At 61.0% G+C, this 22,195-nt stretch carries 18 protein-coding genes; 9 read left to right on the plus strand and 9 right to left on the minus strand.

Going from position 1 to position 22,195, the window contains the following annotated elements:
- Window positions 1–109: 109 nt before the first annotated feature.
- Window positions 110–1,585, plus strand: coding sequence for a phospholipase D family protein (locus KK137_RS04710; RefSeq protein ID WP_214534923.1), 1,476 nt, complete (start codon window positions 110–112; stop codon window positions 1,583–1,585).
- Between the two features lie 767 nt (window positions 1,586–2,352).
- Here KK137_RS04710 and KK137_RS04715 read toward each other — a convergent pair.
- Together KK137_RS04715 and KK137_RS04720 are read right to left on the minus strand one after the other, a co-directional pair.
- Window positions 2,353–2,751 carry a YegP family protein gene (locus KK137_RS04715; protein WP_214534924.1) on the minus strand — a complete coding sequence of 133 codons (399 nt, stop codon included), beginning with the start codon at window positions 2,749–2,751 and terminating at the stop codon, window positions 2,353–2,355.
- The gene (locus KK137_RS04720; protein ID WP_214534925.1) at window positions 2,748–2,984 is read right to left on the minus strand and encodes a hypothetical protein; all 237 of its coding nucleotides are present in this window, start codon (window positions 2,982–2,984) and stop codon (window positions 2,748–2,750) included. Before KK137_RS04720 ends, KK137_RS04715 begins: the two co-directional genes overlap by 4 nt.
- 278 nt (window positions 2,985–3,262) lie before the next feature.
- Between KK137_RS04720 and KK137_RS04725 the strand changes: the two genes are divergently transcribed.
- Window positions 3,263–3,466 (plus strand): hypothetical protein, encoded by a 204-nt coding sequence (locus tag KK137_RS04725; protein WP_214534928.1) that lies wholly within the window; start codon window positions 3,263–3,265, stop codon window positions 3,464–3,466.
- 116 nt (window positions 3,467–3,582) lie between these two features.
- On the opposite strand, the gene KK137_RS04730 is transcribed toward KK137_RS04725, so the two are convergent.
- Window positions 3,583–4,884 carry a L,D-transpeptidase family protein gene (locus tag KK137_RS04730; protein WP_338027972.1) on the minus strand — a complete coding sequence of 434 codons (1,302 nt, stop codon included), beginning with the start codon at window positions 4,882–4,884 and terminating at the stop codon, window positions 3,583–3,585.
- Between the two features lie 517 nt (window positions 4,885–5,401).
- Between KK137_RS04730 and KK137_RS04735 the strand changes: the two genes are divergently transcribed.
- From KK137_RS04735 to KK137_RS04745, 3 genes are all read left to right on the plus strand, one after another.
- Entirely contained in the window at window positions 5,402–6,739 is a 1,338-nt protein-coding gene (locus KK137_RS04735) for a glycine zipper 2TM domain-containing protein (protein ID WP_250893582.1), read from the plus strand.
- Between the two features lie 207 nt (window positions 6,740–6,946).
- Window positions 6,947–7,627: a guanitoxin biosynthesis heme-dependent pre-guanitoxin N-hydroxylase GntA gene (gntA, locus tag KK137_RS04740; RefSeq protein WP_214534930.1), complete on the plus strand. Its 681-nt coding sequence runs from the start codon at window positions 6,947–6,949 to the stop codon at window positions 7,625–7,627.
- Window positions 7,597–8,223, plus strand: a complete 627-nt coding sequence (locus KK137_RS04745; protein WP_214534932.1) for a DUF1989 domain-containing protein — start codon at window positions 7,597–7,599, stop codon at window positions 8,221–8,223. The genes gntA and KK137_RS04745 overlap by 31 nt, the downstream gene beginning before the upstream one ends.
- A gap of 10 nt (window positions 8,224–8,233) precedes the next feature.
- On the opposite strand, the gene KK137_RS04750 is transcribed toward KK137_RS04745, so the two are convergent.
- Window positions 8,234–10,456, minus strand: a complete 2,223-nt coding sequence (locus KK137_RS04750; protein WP_214534934.1) for a catalase — start codon at window positions 10,454–10,456, stop codon at window positions 8,234–8,236.
- Window positions 10,457–10,709: 253 nt separating this feature from the next.
- Between KK137_RS04750 and KK137_RS04755 the strand changes: the two genes are divergently transcribed.
- Both KK137_RS04755 and KK137_RS04760 read left to right on the plus strand, forming a co-directional pair.
- The gene (locus KK137_RS04755; protein ID WP_214534936.1) at window positions 10,710–11,465 is read left to right on the plus strand and encodes a Crp/Fnr family transcriptional regulator; all 756 of its coding nucleotides are present in this window, start codon (window positions 10,710–10,712) and stop codon (window positions 11,463–11,465) included.
- A complete protein-coding gene (locus tag KK137_RS04760; RefSeq protein ID WP_214534943.1) occupies window positions 11,462–11,659 on the plus strand; it encodes a hypothetical protein in 198 nt (65 codons plus the stop codon). Before KK137_RS04755 ends, KK137_RS04760 begins: the two co-directional genes overlap by 4 nt.
- Window positions 11,660–11,777: 118 nt before the next feature.
- Here the strand turns inward: KK137_RS04760 and KK137_RS04765 are convergent, their stop codons facing one another.
- The gene (locus KK137_RS04765) at window positions 11,778–13,550 is read right to left on the minus strand and encodes a SulP family inorganic anion transporter (RefSeq protein ID WP_214534946.1); all 1,773 of its coding nucleotides are present in this window, start codon (window positions 13,548–13,550) and stop codon (window positions 11,778–11,780) included.
- A 214-nt stretch (window positions 13,551–13,764) separates the two neighbouring features.
- Between KK137_RS04765 and ppk2 the strand changes: the two genes are divergently transcribed.
- The gene (ppk2, locus tag KK137_RS04770) at window positions 13,765–14,643 is read left to right on the plus strand and encodes a polyphosphate kinase 2 (RefSeq protein ID WP_214534947.1); all 879 of its coding nucleotides are present in this window, start codon (window positions 13,765–13,767) and stop codon (window positions 14,641–14,643) included.
- Window positions 14,644–14,656: 13 nt separating this feature from the next.
- On the opposite strand, the gene pflA is transcribed toward ppk2, so the two are convergent.
- Genes pflA through KK137_RS04790 form a run of 4 tightly spaced genes read right to left on the minus strand, consistent with a single transcriptional unit; the run spans window position 14,657 to window position 20,672 of the window.
- Complete coding sequence (pflA, locus tag KK137_RS04775; RefSeq protein WP_214534948.1) at window positions 14,657–15,490, minus strand: pyruvate formate-lyase-activating protein; 834 nt, start codon at window positions 15,488–15,490, stop codon at window positions 14,657–14,659.
- A gap of 1 nt (window position 15,491) precedes the next feature.
- Window positions 15,492–17,747: a formate C-acetyltransferase gene (gene pflB / locus KK137_RS04780; protein WP_214534951.1), complete on the minus strand. Its 2,256-nt coding sequence runs from the start codon at window positions 17,745–17,747 to the stop codon at window positions 15,492–15,494.
- A 17-nt stretch (window positions 17,748–17,764) separates the two neighbouring features.
- Window positions 17,765–19,057, minus strand: coding sequence for an MFS transporter (locus tag KK137_RS04785; RefSeq protein ID WP_214534953.1), 1,293 nt, complete (start codon window positions 19,055–19,057; stop codon window positions 17,765–17,767).
- Window positions 19,058–19,067: 10 nt separating this feature from the next.
- The gene (locus tag KK137_RS04790) at window positions 19,068–20,672 is read right to left on the minus strand and encodes an L-serine ammonia-lyase (RefSeq protein WP_214534955.1); all 1,605 of its coding nucleotides are present in this window, start codon (window positions 20,670–20,672) and stop codon (window positions 19,068–19,070) included.
- A 424-nt stretch (window positions 20,673–21,096) separates the two neighbouring features.
- Between KK137_RS04790 and KK137_RS04795 the strand changes: the two genes are divergently transcribed.
- Window positions 21,097–22,194 carry an HlyD family secretion protein gene (locus KK137_RS04795; protein WP_214534957.1) on the plus strand — a complete coding sequence of 366 codons (1,098 nt, stop codon included), beginning with the start codon at window positions 21,097–21,099 and terminating at the stop codon, window positions 22,192–22,194.
- The last annotated feature ends 1 nt before the right edge of the window (window position 22,195 follow it).

A 22,195-nucleotide genomic window follows, 5' to 3' on the forward strand; every position in this document is an offset into this window, starting at 1 on the left:
TGCGACGAAATCGGTGCTTCTCGCATCCTGGGCGTTCAATCCGCACCTGCCTATTAGCGATAAGACTCTTCGTAAGAGCTTTTTCCGATGGGGAGATTTGCTCGTCCACATGGCTGGCAAAAAGAAGGTGTCGGTTCACATCCTGACAAGCGACTTTGACCCCATTTTCCAGTTCGACAAACATCTGGCAGCTTGGCTAGCCTTTTCCGAACTTGCCGTTGGCGTGGATCGGCTCAGAATTCCTGAAGAAAAGTTCCAGATGGTCATCGGCCGGCATGACGCCGATTGGTCCCCAAACCCGCTCCTGAACACCTTTCTCCGATCGCGCTACGACGCTGTTCTAGCGGCGATCAACGATCCAAAGACTGCAAGCGCCGTCAGGTTGCTTCCAGGCCTTTGGGACAGGATCCAGTTCAAGGGGGGCGCTGCCGAATGGATCGATCCTACGACCATCGCGCCGATCCTTGTTGGGAGCCTTCACCAGAAGCTCCTCATCGTCGACGAGCGGATCGCCTATGTTTCGGGTATCAATCACGTAGGGGTGAATCGCGACAATCGTGCCCATACCCTGCTTCGCGATACCAAGAAGTGGCACGACGGTTCGGTGCGAGTGACGGGGGAGATTCTCGACGATATCGTCAATTCCGCCTATGCCACTTGGAACGATCAGCGGATCAAGGCGGCGACTTTCCTCGACAAGGCCAACAAAGCGCAGCCGCGCCTTGCCATCCCGGCTCGAAAGACCCTCGATCTGGTCCCGGCGAGTTCCGCCAAGCCAGCAAAGACCTCGACGAAATCCAAGCCCAAACCGGCGGGGCCGATACCCTGCCAGGCCTGGCGGACCATGAGCCGGAAGATTAACTCGAGCGATCAGCCTGATACGAGCGTCGCCGACATCGTCGAAGGTCATGTCAACGCGATCAAACAGGCCGAAAAGTTCATCTATCTCGAAAACCAGTACCTGCGCGACGGGCGCATAGGTCAGGCACTCATCGACAAGCTGACGGCCGCCAAGGACTTGAACCTCATCGTAGTCCTGCCTGCCGTTTCCGAGGAGATGATGGGGGCGGCAGACCCGATAAGCCTGACCGGGGTTGCACTCCAGTTCGAGATCATCAGGCAGCTCGAGGCCTTCGGCAATAGGTTCGGCGCGTTTGGTCTCTTTGCGCCGATCGCGCCTCCCAAGAAGGGAGAGCCCTTCAAGGATGTGATCTACGTCCACAACAAGGTGATGATTGTAGATGACGTCTTCGCCACGATGGGCAGCGCCAACTTGAACGAGCGGGGCACGAAGCTTGACTTCGAGCTCAATCTTGCTTGGCACTCGCCCAAAATCGTCAAGGCGCTTCGCGCATCGCTCTGGAAGGAGATTTTGGGCTCCGGGGTCGATTTTTCAGGGTGGAAGCCAGCGGTGTTTGCCAAGAGTTGGGGCGACCTTGCAGCCAAGAATGCGGCGAGGCCCCCGACCAAACGCAAGGGATTCCTCATGCCCTTGGTCAACCGGCAGGGTGCTAACTTACCGCTCGTTCCAAATTGGCTCGCTCAATCCGGTGGATCGACCACGCAGGGTGTGATCGTCGGATAAACTGCTTCTGCAGCAAAATAGTCACAAATTCGAATGTGTTCGAGCCAACCAAATTTCTTGCACTTTGTTAGTCCGCAGAATTAAGTCCATAAAAATGCCCAATGTATTTTTAGTTAGTTTAGTCAACTATAACCTGGGTTAAAGAGTTGATTTAATCTAGATTAAATCATTGCAAAACAAATATAGCCGCGTCTCTAATTTATTAAGACAAGCGGTTTGCGTTCCAGTACATACGTCTAGCGACCCGGAGGGCTCGAAGCAGCAGTGTAACGAGTTCAACGTCTAAGGGCGGCCCTCTAAAGGGGCCGCCCTCTTTTTAGATCTTGGGGTTGTCGGCAAAGCCGAGAACGCTGTGCGGGAGGACGACGAGGAGCAGGGCGGTTTCGTGTGATGGCAGGAGACGTAACTGTCCTTACCCTATGGCCGCATGGGACGTTGCCAAACGCTTCGCTCGAACTTTCGTCACCTCGTCGGCTAACCGAGCTAGCCCTTCCAATGTGTGGGCTGAGGTAAGGTATTTTTCGCGCACGTTTTCGAGGACCACGTTTACGGCCTCCATCCGCGCCGCCGCTGCCAGGCGCAGATAATCTGCGGGGGTCTCCTTCATCTGCTTTGCCTCAGCCGACGAGCGCGCTTCGCTTCCGTTATGGCGTAGGCGAGGTTCGTGTAGTTATAGCCCCCGACCGCGTAGTAGGCGACCGAGGTGCTACTGATCTCCGGCTTATCAAGGGACACCGGCTCGGCGAGTTCAGTTCTGCATTTCGAATTCATGACCGGCCCTCTCTAACTGATAGGCCAAAGGGCGCTGCAAATTTCAAGGAGACGGGCGCGGCGTAGCGCTTCAGTACGGCCACCGCCTCTCGGCACTTCTCCTCGCTGGGATAGCCCCCGGCCTCGACAAGGATTTGCCCAGCCTTGTCCAGTAGTCGCCAGCGCCAATCTCCCCCGGAGAACTGGGTCGCCGTGAGCCGGACCTGGTCCGCGCGGTAGACCTCGAAACGGCATGCCGCGCCGTCGGAAATGTTCGGCTCATCGGCTTCGATGGGCGTACGAGAATGGTCGTTCATGAGAATCTCCTCGCCGAGCAAGGGGCGGTCATGCGCCGTTGCACGTGCGCGGCTAGCGAAACGATCGCGTTGCACGCTGCCTGGGTGAGTCTGCCTCATGCCAGGTATCCTTGCTGGTGCCGCACGGGACCGGCGAGAGATCGGTTATCAATCGCAGCTAGCGCGTCCCAGGAAGGAGCGCCGGATGCGCCCATTGACCGCTGCATGCAGCCGATCCGGCCTGCGATGTGAGAGGCGCTCACCTCGTGCTCATGGCGCAGTTCTGCGGAACTTGCCCGTCCGGCCTTGATCAAGAGTATCTGGTGATCGAAATAAAGCTGATTGAGATCCACGGCATCCTCCTCTTCGTAGCGGGAGCACATCGGATCTCTCAGTCACGGGCGCCTACGGGGCATCGGCTCGTGATAAAATATATATATTGTATATTCCCAGAATTTCAAGGACAGGGCGGTCATATAGTAGAATAGAGTCATATATATTATTTTGATCTTATATTTTAAGTATCCATTGCAATCACAATTCGGCAAGCCATATCTGGATCATCGGCGGCAATTTTTCTAGCGCTGTCGGCTGAGAGACATTGAGCTCCCGCTATCGAGGAGCGTCCATCATGTCACAATTCACCCATCCGAATGCCGCCTCCCACAATTGGGAGAACGAAGGTGGCAGCGTGGGCCCCGAGTCCTATGCTGGTTCCTTAGGGGTGGTGCGGGTGCTCACCGAGACCTTCAAGGTAGGAGGCTACACCTACACCAATCTGGCGGATGCCGTCGCACAGGCCCGGCGCATTCAAGCGCCGAGAATTGGACGATGAGCCTGCGCGAGGGTCAGGGCCCTGCCTACTTCGGAGTGCTGCTGCCGCTCGCGGGCATTTTGCTGCTCATTTGGTGGATGGTAAACTGATGCGCCGCTTGGGACCTTCTCCGCGCCCTAAGGTCCCATATCGGATGCCGAAGGGTGGAGCAGGGGGCTTTCATTGGCCGGAAACCCTATCGCGGCCGCCACGCGGTCATTCCAGCCGTAAGGATCGGCCCGAATGACGGGCTCGCCGGTATCGTCGAATAGCACCGTCTGGTAGAATAGCCTGACCGGAATCTCGCGAGGCAGTGGGACAAAACTCTCTTTGCCGGTCCTACGTGCCTTCTGCCATTCGTCGAGGATACCTTCGTCTCGCGCGAGCATCGTGGCAAACCCTACAGCGTCCTCAACGCGGACGCAGCCATGGCTGCGCTGACGTTGGGCTTCCTTGAACAGCTGCTTGGCGGGAGTGTCGTGAAGGTAGATCTCATGCTCGTTCTTCATGTCGAACTTGACGAGCCCCAAGGAGTTGCGCGGCCCTGGCTGTTGAACGATCCAGCCGTCCTTCCAGGTCATATTGTTGCGGCGGAGATAGCCGGCACCCTTGCCCTCGATCTCCTTGTTCTGGATCGAACGCGGCACCGTCCAGGTGGGATTGGCGACTAGCCGATGGATAGGCGATCCCAGCTGCGGCGTCTCCGCGTCGGGTTTGCCGACCACGACCTTGCGCATGTCCGCGACCTTGCCATCGCGCCAGTAGGTTAGCCTGGCGGAGGCGAGGTTGACGTCGATGCGAGTGGGCGGCGCATTCTCGTCTAGCCAGCGCATGCGCTCCATCGCAACCGCAAGGGCTCGAGCACGTTCGGCGTCCGACAGGTTGAGAATTTCCAGCGCCTCCTTGCCAATGACGCCGTCCGGCTTGATGCCATAGTCGGCCTGCATGTGTTTGACGGCCCGCACTATCGCCGGGCTGTAGCCGTCTCCTTGGGCGGAGGAGGGATCGAGATAATCGGATGCGACGAGTTGGCGAGCGATCGCCGGTACACGCGGATCAGTCGCGCCTGGTTTTAGCGGCACGGCCGTATTGGGGATGTCAGCTCCCGCGGCCTCACTTTGATTTCGCAGCGCAAGGTACGCTCGTGACAGCCGGGTGTAGTTGACGTCTCGGGGTGCAAGGCCGTCGAGCCACTCGCCGAGCTTATCTTTCCTCAAGGCCTCCGCCAGTCCGCGGTGCAGGTCGGGGCTTGGGCCTGGGACCGTGTAGATCGTAAACAGCTTGGCAGGATCGGACGCCCCTTGAGCAACTGCCTTCGCATAGCGAAGGGCGCTTCGTGTGAGAGCTTCCTGGCCGGCTGCTGTGTCAGGCTGACCTTCCACCTCGAAGTGTAACCGATCCAGCGCATGAACGGCCCGGCGATCAATGGCTTGTCGCAATTGCTTTACCGAGGCCTCGCTCCAACGCGCTTGTTGGGCCGCCTCATCGGTATCTTGTCGGTCGGAGTCACCGGAAAGAATTCCGCAGCCCGATAATGAAAGTGATATGGCCAGAAAGCAGCAGGCAAACGGACTTCTATGCACCGAGATCTCCTTGCAGGACGAATGTTCCAAATCCTGGAAGACGCCTTTGGCTCCCGGTCGATTTGGTTTGGAAGAAGAGTGCCACTCCCACAAAAAGCACAACGCACCGCGGTGCATTTTGGCCATCAGTGCACCGGCCGGCCCGGGATTCAGGAATGATCGAGCTCAATATAGCGTCGCAATTCCCGTAATAAGGAAAAATCTATAAAGCGACGCAATGAATAATAGACAAACGACAAGTGTTCGTCATCTATGAGGCGGCGGGTTTAAGAAAATTAGTTGTAAATAATAATCTCCTTTATAGGAACAAATTGGGCGTCAGGTGGTTTTCGTGATGAGAAGTCGGCTTCCGCTTGCTTCAGGAGTTTCCATCATGCGTAGGTTAATATTCATGGCGGGCATCGCCACGGCCGCTCTCGTGCCGTCGATCGCCAGCGCCGAGACGCGATCCCACACCGCTTGCGAACAGCAGAGTTCGACCCGTGCCATTGCCACTGTGGCCGGCGCGGGGGCCGGAGGCGTGCTTGGCAATGTTGTCGCGGGGCAAGGTGACAAAACACTGGGCACGATCATCGGGGCGGTCGGGGGCGCGATAGTGGGCAACCAGATTGCCAAGTCCGGACGCGACTGCGACGATGCCTTTGGCTATTACGACAATGACAATCGCTGGCACGCGACGGGCGTCAGTTCGTCGGCTGCCAAGGGCTATTACGACCGTGACGGTAGCTGGATGGATGGTCCACCCAATGGCCGCTATGGCGATGACAATCGCTGGATCTCGAATTCGGGTTCCAACCGGAATGTCGGTTCTTACAATTCGCAGGGTGACTGGGTCCCGGCGTCGGCCAATGGCTATTTCGACCGCAACAACCAATGGGTGGGCGGTTCGAACAGCGGCCATTATGACGATCGAGGCCGCTGGGTGGACGGCAGCACTGCCGCCCAGCCAAACCGCCGCGACGATGCTTACGGCTATTACGACAACCAGGGCATGTGGCATGCCAGTTCGGTCAGTCCAGGCCGAGCGACCGGCTATTATGACCGGGACAACAACTGGGTCCAGGGTACGCCCAACGGCTATTATGACGAACGCCGCAACTGGATCCCGCAAAGGGAAGATGGTTCCGCGAGCGGGAGCTACGATAGTCAGAACCGCTGGATCCCGTCATCGTCCAACGGCTATTACGATACCAGTGGGAAATGGGTCGCGGGTACGGCCAGCGGCTATTACAATCAGCGCGGGCGCTGGGTCGCAGGGGCGACTGTTGGCCACTACGATGCTAACGGCCGCTGGATGGCAGGCCAGGCGAGCGGACGGCGTGATCAAAACGGCGCCTGGATCGCCGATCCCCAGCCGGGCTACTACGATACCAACGGACGATGGCACGCAGGGACGACGTCGGGCTACTACGACAGTCGCGGACGCTGGGTCTCCACTATGCCTGGCGAGCCTGGCGGCAGCTACACGGCGGACCGTCCCCAAGTGCTGGCGCAGCTCTCTCAGCTCGATCAGAATGTCATCGACGCCCGGACCCAGCGGACATTGAGCAGTCGAGAGGCCTACAGTCTGCAGCGAGAGCTGAGATCCATTCGGAACAGTGAGCAGAATATGCAGCATGACCGAATGGGCAACCTATCTGCCCGCAACGAAGCTCAGTTGCAGGCGAGGATCGATCGGCTGAACAGTCGCTTGCAGGTGAACCTTCAGTAATCGGTGATCTTCAGGGAGAGGGGACAGGGAGAGGGGGCAATCCGCCGCCTCTCCCTTCCTTTGTCCCGGCGTCGTCTGGGAAAGTTCAGCCTCGTCCTGCGCGAAATGACCGGTGCTGAGGCCTGCCGAGCTTGCATTAACAGTCATCAACTCCGAGCCCCGACACCATCCTCGGCCGTTGCCCCATAAAGCAGGAGCAGGTTTTTCATGTTGGTCGACAAAGAGACCTGCTCGCAGGTGCGGGACGAGTTACTCGAATGCGTGGGCGATGTCGCGTTCCCCTGCGTCGGCGCCAAATCCGCGCTTGCCAGGGGCACACTGAAGGTCCTGGTATGTCATTCGATAACGAGCGCTTGGGACGATGTGCGCATTCACTCCGAGTTGCTCGAGTGGGCATACGCCTATCGGGCCGACCCGACGGGTCTTCGCAGTCTTGCGGTAGCATTCGAGGGGCCGAGCCACTTGACCGAAGAGCGGTTCGAGGCGGCTATGTGGGAACGCATCCAATCTCTCGCCGACAAGGACGATTGGCGGGGTCAGCCCTACGATGAGCGTGTCAGCGCCGATCCGATGGACATGCACTTTTCCTTGAGTTTCGGGGGCGAGGCTTTCTTTGTCGTTGGCCTGCATCCTAATGCTTCGCGACCTGCCCGGCGCTTCCCGCGCCCGACGCTTGTGTTCAACCTCCACGACCAGTTCGAGCGTCTGCGCGACGAAGGCCGTTACGAACGTATGCGTGAGAAGATCATAGAACGTGACGTTGAGCTGGCTGGCCATCCCAATCCCATGCTGTCACGCCACGGCGAGGCAAGCGAAGCGCGCCAGTACAGTGGCCGGGTGGTGGGTGACGACTGGGAATGTCCCTTCCGCGACCCGCGCGCAGCGTGACGACCGCCAACGAGATTTCCCCGCGCACGGGCGTGGCGTTTCCTCTGCGCCGAGGCCACGTGCTCAAGGTGATAGATCCCTTCGGGGTCCAGGTGTCCGACCTGCTAGCCTACAATGCTCATGATGTGCGCGAGGCCATCTCCAACGGCCGCACCTTCGACTATGAAGAGACGATCGCGTTGACCGCCGGCAGTCGGCTTTGGTCCAATCGGTCCAACCCCATGCTGACCATCGCGGAAGATACGGTCGGGAGGCACGACTTCCTGCTTACGCCTTGCAGCGAGGCTACCTTCCGCCACTTCTATCCTGAACATCCGGTTCATCGCGGCTGTTTTGGCAACCTTGCCGAGGCCCTCGCGCCGTACGGCATAGAGCCGGACATGATCCCATGCGCGTTCAACTTGTTCATGAACGTTCCGGTCGCCCCGGACGGCACCTTGCAAGTGGCGCCGCCGATCAGCAAGCCGGGCGACTATATTCGCCTGCGCGCCGAGATGGACCTCGTGATCGGCCTCACCGCCTGTTCGGCCTATGCCTCGAACGGCGGCAGCTTCAAGCCGATCCACTATGCCATCGAGACTGACAGCCCAGCTTAGCGTCAGCTGCCTAGGACTGGGCGTCGAGGTCGACTTTCAACTCACGCGGCCAGTGACGGAGTGCGCGGGCCGCGATGATGAACGCTGAAGCGTCGGCAGCTTTTGCGAGCGGCAGACAGGCCTCGTCCAGATCATCCGCGATGCCGGCCTTTTCGAAGATGGGCTTTGCATGGGCCCCGATCGCGATGAACTTGCAGTGGGCAAAGGCGTCCGTAACGAAATCCTTCGCCGCCGCGTCCTTGGCCAGCAGCTCAGCGCCCTCGACCGAGACCAGTACCGCCACTGCGTCGAACAGGACCGACGGACCCCCATCTATCTTGTGTTTTGCCCCAACAGTCGTCCCGTCCGCCAGCGTGACACCCCCGATCTTTGGAGCGACCACCTCATAGATCGCTTCTTCGCCTTCGACCGCGGCAAGCAAAGCCTTGAAGATCGCGGCATCGGCGCCGTCGGTCAGCAGAATGCCGAGCTTGCGACCCTTGAAGCTCTCTGGACCGTTCTTGACGATGCTCAGCGGATCCGAGGCTGGAAGGTTCGCCAGGGGCTTGCGTGCGGCCGCTGCTGGGGCGGGCAGGTCGAGCGCAAGTCCATCGGCAACCGTGGCTGCCAACGTCCCATCGATATTCATGAGATGAGAGACCACCCGTGATCGAATATCCGGCCGTTCGACCTTGGAGAGTTCGAACACCAGCGCATCGCCGATATGCTTCTGTTCAATCGCGGTCTGGCTGATGAAGAACTGCCGCGCCTGGCTGTAGTGGTCGGCAAAACTATCCGATCGCACGCGTTGCTTGGGGCCATCGGCCCTTTCGGCAAAGCTGGTGAACCCGCGATTGGGATCCTCACGCGGCCCGCCCTGAGCCGCGCCCCAGCTGTTAGGCTCGTAGTTCACTCGACCTTGCGGATTGCGCATGGCCATGTGCCCGTCCTGTTGAAAATGAGCCATCGGGCATTTGGGCGCGTTGATCGGAATGTGCGTGAAATTCGGGCTGCCCAGTCGCTTGATCTGGGTGTCGAGGTAGGAGAAGTTGCGGCCCTGGAGCAGCGGATCGTTCGAAAAGTCTATGCCCGGCGGGACATTCTGCGTGCAGAAGGCTACCTGCTCTGTCTCGGCGAAGAAATTGTCGACCACCCGGTCGAGCACCAGCCGTCCGATCACACGGATGGGAACGAGTTCCTCAGGGATCAGCTTCGTCGCGTCGAGCACGTCGAAGTCGAAGCGGTCGGCAAACTCATCGTCGAAGAGCTGGACCCCTAGCTCCCATTCGGGGAAGTCTCCGCCGTTGATCGCGTCCCACAGGTCGCGGCGATGGAAGTCGGGGTCCGCCCCGTTGATCTTGACGGCCTCGTTCCAGACCACGGACTGCAACCCTTGCTTGGGCTTCCAGTGGAACTTGACGAAGGTCGAGTTTCCATCGTCGTCGAGCAGCCGGAAGGTATGCACGCCGAAGCCCTCCATAGTCCGGAAGGAGCGCGGGATCGCCCGGTCGGACATGGTCCACATGATCATGTGGAAGCTTTCGGGCGTAAGGCTGATGAAATCCCAGAAGTTGTCGTGCGCCGAAGCTGCTTGCGGAAACTCGCGATCGGGCGCCGGCTTTACGGAGTGGACGAGGTCGGGGAACTTCAGGGCGTCCTGGATGAAGAACACCGGGATGTTGTTGCCCACCAGGTCCCAGTTGCCTTCCTTCGTATAGATCTTCACCGCGAAACCCCGGACGTCGCGGGCAAGGTCGAAAGAGCCCTTCGCTCCAGCCACCGTCGAGAAGCGCACAAAGGCTGGCGTGCGTTCGCCCACACGCTGAAACACGTCGGCCCGGCTCACATCGGCGAGGCTGTCGGTCAGCTCGAAGAATCCGTGCGCGCCGTACCCGCGGGCATGGACAACCCGTTCGGGAATCCGCTCATGATCGAAGTGGAAGATCTTTTCGCGGAAATGGGCGTCCTCCAGCAGCGTAGGTCCGCGGGCGCCCTGCCTCAGGCTGTTCTGGTCGTCGGCAACTGGAACCCCCTGCTGCGTCGTCAAGACAGCCACGTCCCCATTGGCAACCTGGTGTGTTTCGCCACCTTCGCCTTGCGTCTCTCCGTAGGAAACGGAAATCGCCGCGTCCTTGGGAAGGGGAGAGGTCTTGGACGGGGTTTCACCGCCGATATCCGGTCCGGCCGGATCGAAGGGCTTTCGGTTCGCTGCGGATTTGTCGGTGCCCTGGGGGGATGTCGGCTTCTTGGCCATGATAGATACCTTGCTGAGTCAGGATGCGATTGGCGACACGGGCGCTCAGATCCATCCAAGCGTTGACCGCGAAGCCGATCGCAGAAGTCGTCCAGAAAACCCCATCGGAACCGCTAAGTTGCGGCGAGGACGCCAGAATTAACCTGCATCATCACGATTGTTCAGTGCATCGCGAAACAGGCCTCGCGTTCATCGGTTGGTGGTCGTGCACAGCTTGCTGTTGCAGTTCAGTCCATAGGATCGATGGCCAGCCGTGTTCACCGAACGCTTCCTCAGAGACAAACGCGGAGTCAGCCTTGAACTGGCTGAGCGTCAACGGCTGGAAAGAGCTATCAGTGAGGTTCTTACCCTCGAACCCCGGACTACCATCGCTCGCGCAGGCGAGCGGCTTCATCAGAGCACCTTGCTGATCGAAGGCATCATGTCGCGCTACATCGACGATCGGAACGGTCTGCGACAGCTGGTCGCGGTGCATGTGCCGGGCGATTTCGTGGATCTGCACGCGTTTCCGCTTCAGACTCTCGATCACGACGTGGCGACTATGACTGCGGCCACGGTCGCGATCGTTCCCCATGCGGAGCTGGAGACCATCACGCTGGAGATGCCGGCTCTTGCGCGCAAGCTGTGGTTTGCGACGCTGATCGACGCATCGATCCACCGCGCCTGGCTGTTCCGTCTTGGACGGCTCGATGCCGTCGGTCGGGTCGCGCACTTCCTAGCCGAGATCAACGCGCGTCTTGTCTCTGCGGGTCTAAGCGATGGCCGGCGCTTTGCGCTGGGCATCACTCAGGCCGATCTCGCGGAGATTTGCGGACTGACCAACGTCCACGTGAACCGAGTGATGCGGCAGTTGCGTGAAGAGCGGCTCTGCGTGTTCAGGTCATCGCTGGTCGAGATCTTGAAACCTGAGGCGCTCGCAGCCCGTGGCCAGTTCGATCCTTCCTATCTCTATATCGACGATCGCACGCACGCGTCCCTTTCCTCCCATCCAAGGTCTGCCCTTTCATGATCCCCCGTTTTGACCGCATTCACGCCGAGACCGAGCCCGGCGTTGCCAGCGCCGAGAATGGTCTCGTCGTCCTCGACGGACCCGATGGAGTTGCCATCACGATGACGGCCATTGCAGCCGCAGGAACTGGACACAGCCTCATCGCTGCTGCGGAAGCCGCAGAACGGCAGATTGCCGACAAGGACGACGATTAGACTGTTTGACGCGTTGAACGCCTGAATCCGCATGGTGCGGGTCGGCCGGTTGGTGACCCACGCCAGCGGGCGCACCCTTGAGACGGCGAAGGCGACCAGTGCACCGAGGTCGATTTGGTCAGCGCGGTCCGGATGTAGTGAACGGCCGGTCGACTCCGACCTGCGTTTCTCCGTCTCGCATTGCCTCGGCCGCGACAAGCGCCTCCTCGGGAGTCGTAAAAATGTGATCCAAGCCCACCATCTCAGCCAAACCCGAACGGTAGAGGATTTCGCGGAAGCGGCCGTGTCCTCCGCCGATCATGAGGACGATACCGCGTTCTTCGAGCTCCTCAATCAGCTTGGTAAACACCGACACTGCCATACTGTCGGCGTGCATCATTACGGAAGTGTCGAGAACAAGGAAACGAGTCCGCGGCTCGGCCTTGAGTGCGAGGCGCACGCGATCGCCGAAGTAGTCTGCGTTGACGAAGAAGGGCGAGGATTCGAATAGGTAAACAAGGATCTGATCGGACTGTCGCGCTGTAGGATCTCGCCGCAGGGTGACGAGCGATCTGCTTCCTGGCGCGCGGCCCATCACACCGTCGCGCGGGCGGGCCGCCATCACCACCAGGTGCGCTAACGTCGCCCCAACCGCGATCACTACGCCTTCGAGCACGCCGATCCAGATCACCCCGACTACGGCGACTAGCGCGAGTACCAGCTCGTGGCGGTTAATCCGGGCGAGATCGCGAAAGCCTTGGATATCGACCAGGTCTACGGCCGCTGAAGCCAGGATGGCGGCAAGGGCCGCGCTGGGCAGGAGGGCGATCGGACCGACCAGGAACACCGCGACAAACCCGACGAACACGGCCGCCGCCACCCCGACCAGGGCCGACCGGCCGCCCGAGCTGACCGCCGCTGCGGTCCGAGAATCGGAGCCAGTGACAGCAAAGCCCTGGAAGAAGGCCGAGGCCAAATTGGCCATGCCAAACCCGGCAAGCTCCTGGTTGGGCCTGCTGCGAGCTCCGACATACTCGCCAAAAGCCCGAGCGGTGATGATTCCACTCGAAGCGCTCACGACCATGATCCCCACCGCGGCCTTGAACAAACCGGTCCAGTGCCCAGGGTTCTCGGGGACGCGGAAGCTGGGCAATCCCGACGGCACGGCTCCAACCAAAGCTACGCCCAATCGACCGAGATCGAACCACCACGAGGCAGAAATGGCGAGAACGAGCACCACGATCGGCCCCGGGATCGGCCGAAGGTATCGCTTAACCAGACGAAGGACCACGAACAGTGAGATGCCCAGGCCGACCGTCAGCCCATTGATTTCCGCATAGCGCCTGGCGAGCTCGATCAAAGGGCGCAGCAAGCCGGGCGCTTCCAGTTTTACCCCGGTCAAGGGACTCAGCTGGTCGAACAGCAGTGTGGCCGCGACGCCCGCCAGGTAGCCCAGCAACACTGGCCGTGAGATCAGCGTGCAGATGAGGCCGAGGCGCGCGAAGTAGGCCACTAGGCACAGCATCCCCACTAGCAATGTCAGTACGGCGATCAGGTCCATCCGGGCCTCGGGACCTACAGCGCCAAAGGTAGTCGCGCTGGCTGCCAGGAGCATGCACGTGGCGGTATCGGGTCCGACGACCATAAAGCGGGAAGACGGTCCGACTAACGCGTAGACAAGCGCCGGCACAATGCAGGCATAGAGGCCGACTTGCGCGGGCACTCCCATGAGCTGCGCCATGGCAAGGCCGCCCGGCACGGCGATCGCCGCGACGCTCATGCCAACCACTATTTCGGTGGGGATCAGGCTGCGCGGGAGGCTGACAATGCTCTCAAGGCCGGGCGCCACCCGCCACAGGCGCGGAGCGAAGCCGGTTACCCTTCCGGGACTGTCAGTGCTTCCCGATCCCATTGGCGCAGGAAACGACCTGCGCTGAGTACGGGCAATCAAGGGTTCCCCGCAATTCGCCGAGACAAAACCCCTAATTTGAAACGAAGAGCGGGGCACATCTGGCCAGGCGCCTGTGAGCTCGGCCGAGACGAAATGAGAGATTCCCCTCGGGTTATATACCGATACCGCCGCGGCCCGGGCTGTGCTGCAATTCCCTCTCGCCGGAGTGACTATCATGACAGCGCAAGTGCACAGGCCGTTCGAGAAAACCGCCAAGGCCGACGCCGCGGTAAAGAAGGGCAAGACATCAGCCAAAAAGAGCAAGGCCAAGCCCGAAAAGCTCTCCCGCAAAATCTACGAGGAAGAGCTGGGCAAGCTGCAGGTCGAACTCTGCCATCTCCAGGAATGGGTGAAAGATCGCGGCGAACGGGTGATCATTATCCTTGAGGGGCGTGACGCGGCCGGGAAGAGTGGCCTGATCCGAGTCATAAAGGAACGGGTCAGTCCCCGGGTCTTTCGCGTCGTCGCGCTCAGTTCGCCCAAGGAGGAGAGGCGCTCAAAACTCTTTCTGCAACGCTATATCGAACAGTTCCCCGTCTCCGGCGAAGTCGTGATCTATGACCGCAGCTGGTACAACCGTGCGGGCGTGGAGCGGGTACTGGGCTTCGCCAGCGACAAGCAGGTCAGCCGCTTTCTCATGGATGTACCGATCTTCGAACGCTGGGCGACCGATGCGGGGATCATTCTCATCAAGCTGTGGCTGGAGATCGGCAAGGACGAGCAGGAACGCCGTTTGCGCAAGAGGATCAACGATCCGCTGCGCCAGTGGAAGTTCAGTCCTCTCGATCTCAAGTCCTTCACGAAATGGTACGAATACTCGCGCGCTCGTGACGAGATGTTCGAGGCCACTGACCTGGAAGAGGCATCCTGGCATGTCCTGCCGAGTGACGACAAGAAACGTGCCCGCCTCAACGGCATCAGCCACATCCTTTCGCGGGTTCCCTACAAGGCCACCGAACACGAAAAGCCCAAGCTGCCGAAGCGTTCGAACAAGAACCGTTACGATGACAGGCTCGATCCTGATAAGGTGAGGTTCGTATCCGCGATCTACTGAGGTCGGGTTGTCGTCAAAGGCCCGCGGCCGCGAAGATCGCCGTCGCGTGGTCGATCGACTGCTGCGTCGGTGGTTCCGTGTCTTCAAGCTGGTAAGTCAGCCCAAGTCTTTCCCACTTGTATCTTCCAAGCTGGTGAAAAGGCAGGACCTCGGCACGCTCCACGACGCCAAGCGAGGCAGCGAATTCCGCGAGTGGCTTCATCTCCTCGTCCACATCGGTCAGCCCAGGGACGAGTACATAGCGCAACCACATGGGGCGCTTGAGGGCGGAGAGACGGCGGGCGAATTCCATCACGGGTTCATTGCTGAGGCCGCCGGTTACTCGCTTGTGCTGTTCGAGCGCAAAACCTTTCATGTCGAGGATGACGAGGTCCACGTCCGCCCATTCCTCGTCGGACAGGCGTTCGCCATAGTAGCCGTTCGTCTCGAGCGCAGTGTGCACGCCCATTTTCTTGGTCGCACCCAGGAGGCGGGCGGCGAAACGATCTTGCATCAGCGGCTCGCCTCCCGAGAGGGTGAAGCCACCGTGCATGAGCTTCAAGCTGTTCGCGTAGCGCTGGATCTCGGAAACGGCGCGATCGAGCGCGACCGGGATGCCGTTCGCCAAGGTCCAGGTATCGGGGTTGTGGCAGAATTGGCAGCGGAACATGCAGGCGGTTGTCCAGGCGACCAGGCGGAGGCCGGGTCCGTCCACCGCGGATCCGGTGGTAAACGAATGCAGGAACCCCATGTCGCCGGTCTTCAGGGCAGTGCGCACATCCGTTTCCGGCACAGTCTCGCCCAGCTTGACGCGCATTTCGAACGGGCTCTTGGCTTCCAACGATACAGGCGCTTCAGCCTGGGCCATGTCAGCCGCCGTGGAACGTGCGGTTGATCACGTCCATTTGTTGCTCCCGAGTGAGCCGCACGAAGTTGACCGCATAGCCCGACACCCGGATCGTCAAGCTGGGATAATTCTCCGGATGGTCCATCGCGTCGAGCAAGGTTTCGCGGTTCAACACGTTGACGTTCATGTGATAGCCGGTGACGCCGAAATAGGCGTCGAGGATCGCGGTGAGATTGGTGATCCGCTCGTTTTCGTCCTTTCCAAGTCCCGTGGGGACCAGGGTAGTCGTGAGCGAAATGCCGTCCGCCGCATCACGGTAGGGAATCTTGGCGACCGACGCGGCCGAGGCGTGGATGCCATGGCTATCGCGCCCATGCATCGGATTGGCTCCGGGCGCGAAAGGTTCGCCCTTGCGTCTGCCATCCGGCGTGTTGCCGGTCGCCTTGCCGTAGACGACGTTGGAAGTGATCGTCAGGACCGACTGGGTGTGCAGCGCGTTGCGGTACGTCGGGTACTTGCGCAACTTCGCCATGAACGTGCTGACGAGCCACGTCGCCAGATGATCGACGCGATTGTCGTTGTTGCCGAACTTGGGGAAGTCGCCCTCGGTCTCGTAGTCGACGATCAGCCCGGTTTCGTCACGGATCGCCTTTACCCGCGCATGCTTGATCGCCGAGAGGCTGTCGGCGACGACGGACATGCCGGCGATGCCGAAGGCCATCGTGCGCAGCGGTCCGTAGTCGTGCAGCGCCATCTCGATCCGCTCGTAGGCGTACTTGTCGTGCATGTAGTGGATGGCGTTCATGGCGCTAACGTAAGTGCCCGCCAGCCAGTCCATCATCGCCTCAAGGCGTTCGAGCACGTCGTCGAAGTCGAGATAATCGCCTTGAACTGGATCGGAAGGCGGGGCAATCTGATCTCCCGTAACTTCGTCTCGCCCTCCGTTGATGGCGTAGAGCAGACACTTGGCGAGGTTGGAGCGGGCCCCAAAGAACTGCATCTGCTTGCCGACGCCCATTGGCGAGACGCAGCAGGCGATGGCGCCGTCATCCCCCCAGGCATTGCGCATGATCTCGTCGTTCTCGAACTGTATCGAACTGGTGTCGATCGCGGCCTTGGCCGTGAAGCGGCGAAACGGTTCTGGAAGCAGTGGCGTATACCAGATTGTGAGGTTCGGCTCCGGGGCTGGGCCCAGGTTGTAGAGCGTCTGCAGAAACCGGAAACTGGTCTTGGTGACCAGGGGCCGGAGATCGTCGCTCATGCCCGCTATGGATTCGGTCACCCAGGTAGGGTCGCCTGCGAATAACGCGTCGTATTCGGGCGTGCGCAGGAAGCGTACGATGCGCAGCTTGATCACGAAGTCGTCGATGATCTCCTGCGCCTGTTCCTCGGTCAGAAGGTCGGACTTCAGGTCGCGCTCCAAATAGATGTCGAGGAAGGTCGAGACCCGGCCGAGCGACATCGCCGCACCATTCTGTTCCTTCACGCTCGCGAGATACGCGAAATAGAGCCACTGCACCGCCTGCCGAGCGGTGGCTGCAGGTCCGGATATGTCGAACCCGTATTTGGCCGCCATCTCCTTGAGTTCGCCAAGCGCGCGGATTTGCTCGCTCAACTCCTCGCGATCGCGGATGATGTCCTGAGTCGTCCACTCGCGGTCCAGCGCGGCCTTCTCTTCCTTCTTGCGCTCGATCAGGCGGTCGACACCGTAGAGCGCCACCCGTCGGTAGTCGCCGATGATCCGGCCCCGTCCATAGGCGTCGGGCAGACCGGTCAGGACGTGGGACTTGCGGCAACGGCGCACGTCCTCGGTGTAAGCATCGAACACCCCGTCATTGTGGGTCTTGCGGTACTTGGTGAAGATCTCCACCACTTGCGGATCGGGCTGGTAACCGAAAGCCTCGAGGGAAATCGTGACCATGCGCAGGCCGCCGTTGGGCATGATCGCCCGTTTGAGCGGGGCATCGGTCTGCAGGCCGACGATGATCTCCCGTTCCCTGTCGATGTAGCCGGGCTCGTGCGCAGTGATCGAACTCGGGATTTGCGAGACATCGAGCACGCCCTTCTTGCGCTCTTCCACAAACAGATCCTGCAGGATTTTCCAGATCGCCAGGGTCCGCTGGGTCGGCCCAGCCAGGAATGTCTCGTCTCCGTAGTAGGGCGTGAAGTTTTCCTGGATGAAGTCGCGGACATTGACCTCCTTGGTCCACAATCCAGGGCGAAAGGCCTGGTCGGCTTCGGCGTTCGCCGGGGCGGTCTCGAGTTCGATGGTCGGCATAACAACTCCCCAGGGCGTCAGGGTTGGGTTTGCGGTGTCGGACGGGGCGGAGCGGCGACCGGGCGAGCGGCCGACCCGGTTTCGCGCAGAAGCAGGGTCAGGACGATGGCCAGCGCGACTCCCCACAGCATGGGCTGGAACGTCGCCTGGTAATGCTCGAGGTCACGCTCGCCGCCGCCGCTGGCGCGGATCAGCATGCCCGCGAACACCGGACCGAGCAGGGCGGAGATCGAAAAGTTGATGAAGTTGATCACGCCGGTCGCCGTGCCGCTGTGCTCGGGCCGGTTCGCTTCCTTGATCACGGTGTAGGGGATCATCGCGGCGCCCGAGGCGATACCGGCGACGAGGCCTAGGCTGTAGCTCGGAAGTAGACCCGGCGGACCATAGAGGATCAGCGCGAGCGAGCCGAACAGCACCGCGGCGGAACCCACGATCACCGGCTTGCGGCGGCCAAGGCGATCTGACAGCCAGCCGAGCAGGGGGCAGCCGATGATCCACCCGAACGGTACCGAGGCCGAACGAAGGACCGCCACCGAGTAGGGAAGGTCGTGGGCCTCCTCGAGGAACCGCACGCCCCACACCATGTCGAAGATCGTCGTGGGAATGAAAAGAAGACCTGCGATCACGCCGCACAGGATCGACTGCGGATTGATGAACACGGTTTTCATGGCGCGGCCCGCCTGCTGCAAGCGACCTTCACTCCCGCCCGCCGCTTGCTTGGGCCCCTGGGATGGGATCAGCACGAACAGCAGCACGGCAAGCGGCAGGCCGACAAGGCCCATCAGCAGCCAGAAGCGGTCCCATTCGAGCCCTCCGGCGATCAGCGGGCCGACGACGAATTGCCCCGCAGATCCGCCCGCCATGCCGAACATCTGTGTCGCCCCGATGAGCGTTGCCGCACGGGCCGCCGGAAGGTGGCTGCTGGCGATGTAGACCGCGCCGATCAGGGCGAAGACGCCGCCCGCGCCTTGCAGGAACCGCCCGAAGCCGGCCATCGTCGGATCTCCGGTCGAGAACAGCAACGCGCCGAGGGCCACGACGGCGGCGCCGACCGGTACGATCTTGCGCGGGCTGAACTGGTCCATGGCCACGCCGGCCACCAGGCTGAATGGGGCGTACGCGTAGTAGAACAACCCCAGCAACGACGCGACGCCGACCGGCGTCAATCCGAAACCGAGCGACATCTCCGGCACCATCACCGATGGCGCAGAGCGCAGGATGTATTGGTAGAAATAGAAAACCGACGTGGCGAGCCAGGCCGCGGCGACCATGCCCAAAGCCGACCGGCCCGGCTGCGCGCCCTGACTCATCCCACAGGCTTCAGCAGAGCACCAGAGAGACGGCCATGCCGCCTTCGGAGGTCTCTTTGTACTTCGAGTTCATTTCCTTGGCCGTGAGCGCCATGGCTTCGATCACAGTATCGAGATCGACCCGCCTGTTGGCCGGGATTTCATTCTGCGCCATCAGGAAGCCGGTCCAGGCCTTGACCGCCCCGAAAGCGCAGCGTTCGATGCAGGGTATCTGCACGAAGCCCGCCACCGGGTCGCAAGTCATCCCCAAATGATGCTCCAGGGCCGCGCCTGCCCCGTTGGCCATGACCAGGTTCGACGTATCGTGGGCCTGGCCCAGCGCGGCGGCCCCCATGGCGGAGGCAACGCCGATCTCGGCTTGGCAGCCCCCTTCCGCTGCCGAGAGGGTCGCGTTGTGCTTGCACAGATATCCGACCAGCCCGGCGGCCAGCAGGGCTTCGCGGATCTTTTCGTCGGAAACCTTGGCTCCGTCCGGCCCGAGCGAGTAGACAATGGCCGGCATGACGCCGGCTGATCCGCCGGTGGGCGCGGTGATGACCAGGTGGCCTCGGGCATTCTCCTCTGAACCGGCGAGCGCGGCGGCTGACACTACGCCGATGCCGCGCCGGGCAGGGGACTCCTGCTTGAGCGCGTTCTTGTACACGTCGCCCGCTTTGGTCTTCAGCTTGATGGGCCCCGGCAGCACAGCGGTCGGCGCCTCCAATCCGGTCTTCACCGTGGCCCGCATCGCGCCGATGATCTTGTCCAGGAAAGCGTTGATCTCGGCTTCGCTTCGACCCGAGATCGCGGTCTCGTTGGCCATCATGAGTTGCGCCAGCGTGAGGTTGTCGCGCTCTGCATGCGCCAGTGCCTCGGCCATCGTGGAGTAGGGATACTTGGGCGGGTTCTTTTTGGGCGGTACGTATCCCTCCCATTCGATGAAGCCGCCGCCGACCGAATAATATTCCTGCTCCAGCAGCGGCTTGTCGCCGGCGAGCAGCGCAACCCTCATGGTGTTCGGATGGTGGAAGTCGCCTTTGGTCTCGTCATAGATGACGTCGGCCAGCGAGACGGGAATTTCCTTCGATCCGAGTTTGACCTTGAAGGTCTGAGTGGGATCGGCGGCCAGACCGTCGAGGAAGGCCGGATCGGTCGTAGCAGGCTCCATACCGATGAGCCCCGCCAGCGCCGCACGCTCGGTTCCATGTCCCTTGCCGGTCGCGCTCAGGCTCCCGAACAGGTTGACCCTCAGGGCGGTCGCCTGGTCCAGCTGCGCGGCGGGCAGCTTGCTGGCGCGCTGATAGAAATCATAGGTAATCCGCATCGGGCCGATCGTGTGCGACGAAGATGGCCCCGGGCCCACTTTGTAGAACTCGTCGATCAGGGTCATCACTGGCCCCTTGGACCGTCGTACGACATCGAGGTTCGGGTCGACGCCGACGTTGACGACGGGATCGATGGCCGGCGATTGGGCGAAAGCGACAAGAGGCCGGCCCGTGAGCGCCACGATGGCCGTGGCAAGCGCGCTGCGCATCATGAAGGCCCGACGGTCCGATCCAAGCGGGGGTTCGGAAAGGTCGAGTTCCGGAAGCGCCAACTCGGCATTCTGGGGAACCTCTGGAGCCAGACAATCCATGGCCTAAGCCCTCCTGTCGACCCGCGCCCCGTCAATCGCGACACTGCCGCCTAGCCGGGCACGAGGGAACAAAGGGACTCCCGACCCAAGAAATCCCTTCAGCTTTAGGTATTCCTCTCAGGGCCCTTGGGTGAATAGGGTTAAACCCTCAATCGATAGTCATAAACTTCAACGGGATATTCGCTGACTATTAGGAGAAAAAGCTTCAGTTTATACATACAGTTAGGGAATGATATTGTGTTACATTTCCTCTCAACAACAATTGTTAATTCTTGTAATTCAGACGGTTGTGTCATTCTGGGGGGACTTAAGAGTGAAGATTTCGAAACCATCAGGAAAAGTCCCGATGCAATCCATGCCAGATGAGGCGTAGCCAGACTCGTTGGCTCGGGGGGCCACATCAGCAACTCCTGGAGATGCGTGGATGTCGAAGCGCAACATGCTGCTGGCCGCCATCGGGATCGTAGTGGTCGGATTCATCGCCTGGCAGATCTTCTCGGGCGACGACGTGCCTGAAGGTTTCGCCCGTGGAAACGGAAGGCTCGAAGCCAACGAGGTCTACATTTCGGCAAAATATCCGGGCCGGATCGCCGAAGTTCTCGTCAACGAGGGCGATACGGTCAAGGCGGGGCAAGTGGTTGCCAAGCTGGACACCTCCGAACTCGAGGCCCAACTGAGGCAAGCCCTGGCCGTCATGACCGAGGCCCAGCAAAGCGAACGCGTCGCGCGCGCCGATGTCGGCACCAAGGCCGCGCTGATCGCGGCACGGCGGGCAGAGATCGATGCCAAGCAGGCCGACTACCGCTTCGCCCAGCAGCAATTCTCGCGATCGAAGGATCTAGTCCGGACCGGCGCCGTCAGTGAACAGGAAGCCGAGCTCGATGCCTCACGGATGAACTCGACACGCGCCCAGGTCGCCGGCTCCCGCGCCGATCTCGCTGCCGCCTCGGCGGACCTGACCGGCTCGCAGGCTCTCGTTGGCCGTTCGTCCTCGACCATCGCCGCCGCTGCTGCCGAGGCCGACCGGATCCGAGCGCAGATCAAGGACGCCGTGCTCGTTGCCCCGATGCGCGGGCGGATCGAGCGTCGGCTGGCGGAACCCGGTGAAGTGGTCGGTGCCGGAGGCCGTGTCTATTCAATGGTCGATCTGAGCGACGTCTACATGTACGTCTTCCTGCCCGAACCGGTGGTTGGCAGGCTCCAGGTCGGGTCCGAAGCGCGGATCGTGCTCGATGCCGCTCCACAGTATCCGATCAAGGCCGTGGTCTCCTACATTTCGCCGACCGCGCAGTTCACGCCGAAGACGGTCGAAACGCAGGAGGAGCGGCACAACCTCACCTTCAGGGTCAAGTTGCAGATCCCGAAGGAGCGGTTGCAGCAGTATGAGGCGCTCGTGAAAGCCGGGGTACCCGGTGTGGGCTATGTCCGGTTCGACAACGGCGCTCAGTGGCCCGCGGAGCTGCAGCCGCCTGCCAAAATGCCCGCGAACCTGTTCCAGGCTTCCGAAAATGCCGGCCGCTGAA

The organism is Croceibacterium selenioxidans (genome assembly GCF_018599195.1).
Lineage (GTDB): Bacteria > Pseudomonadota > Alphaproteobacteria > Sphingomonadales > Sphingomonadaceae > Croceibacterium_A > Croceibacterium_A selenioxidans.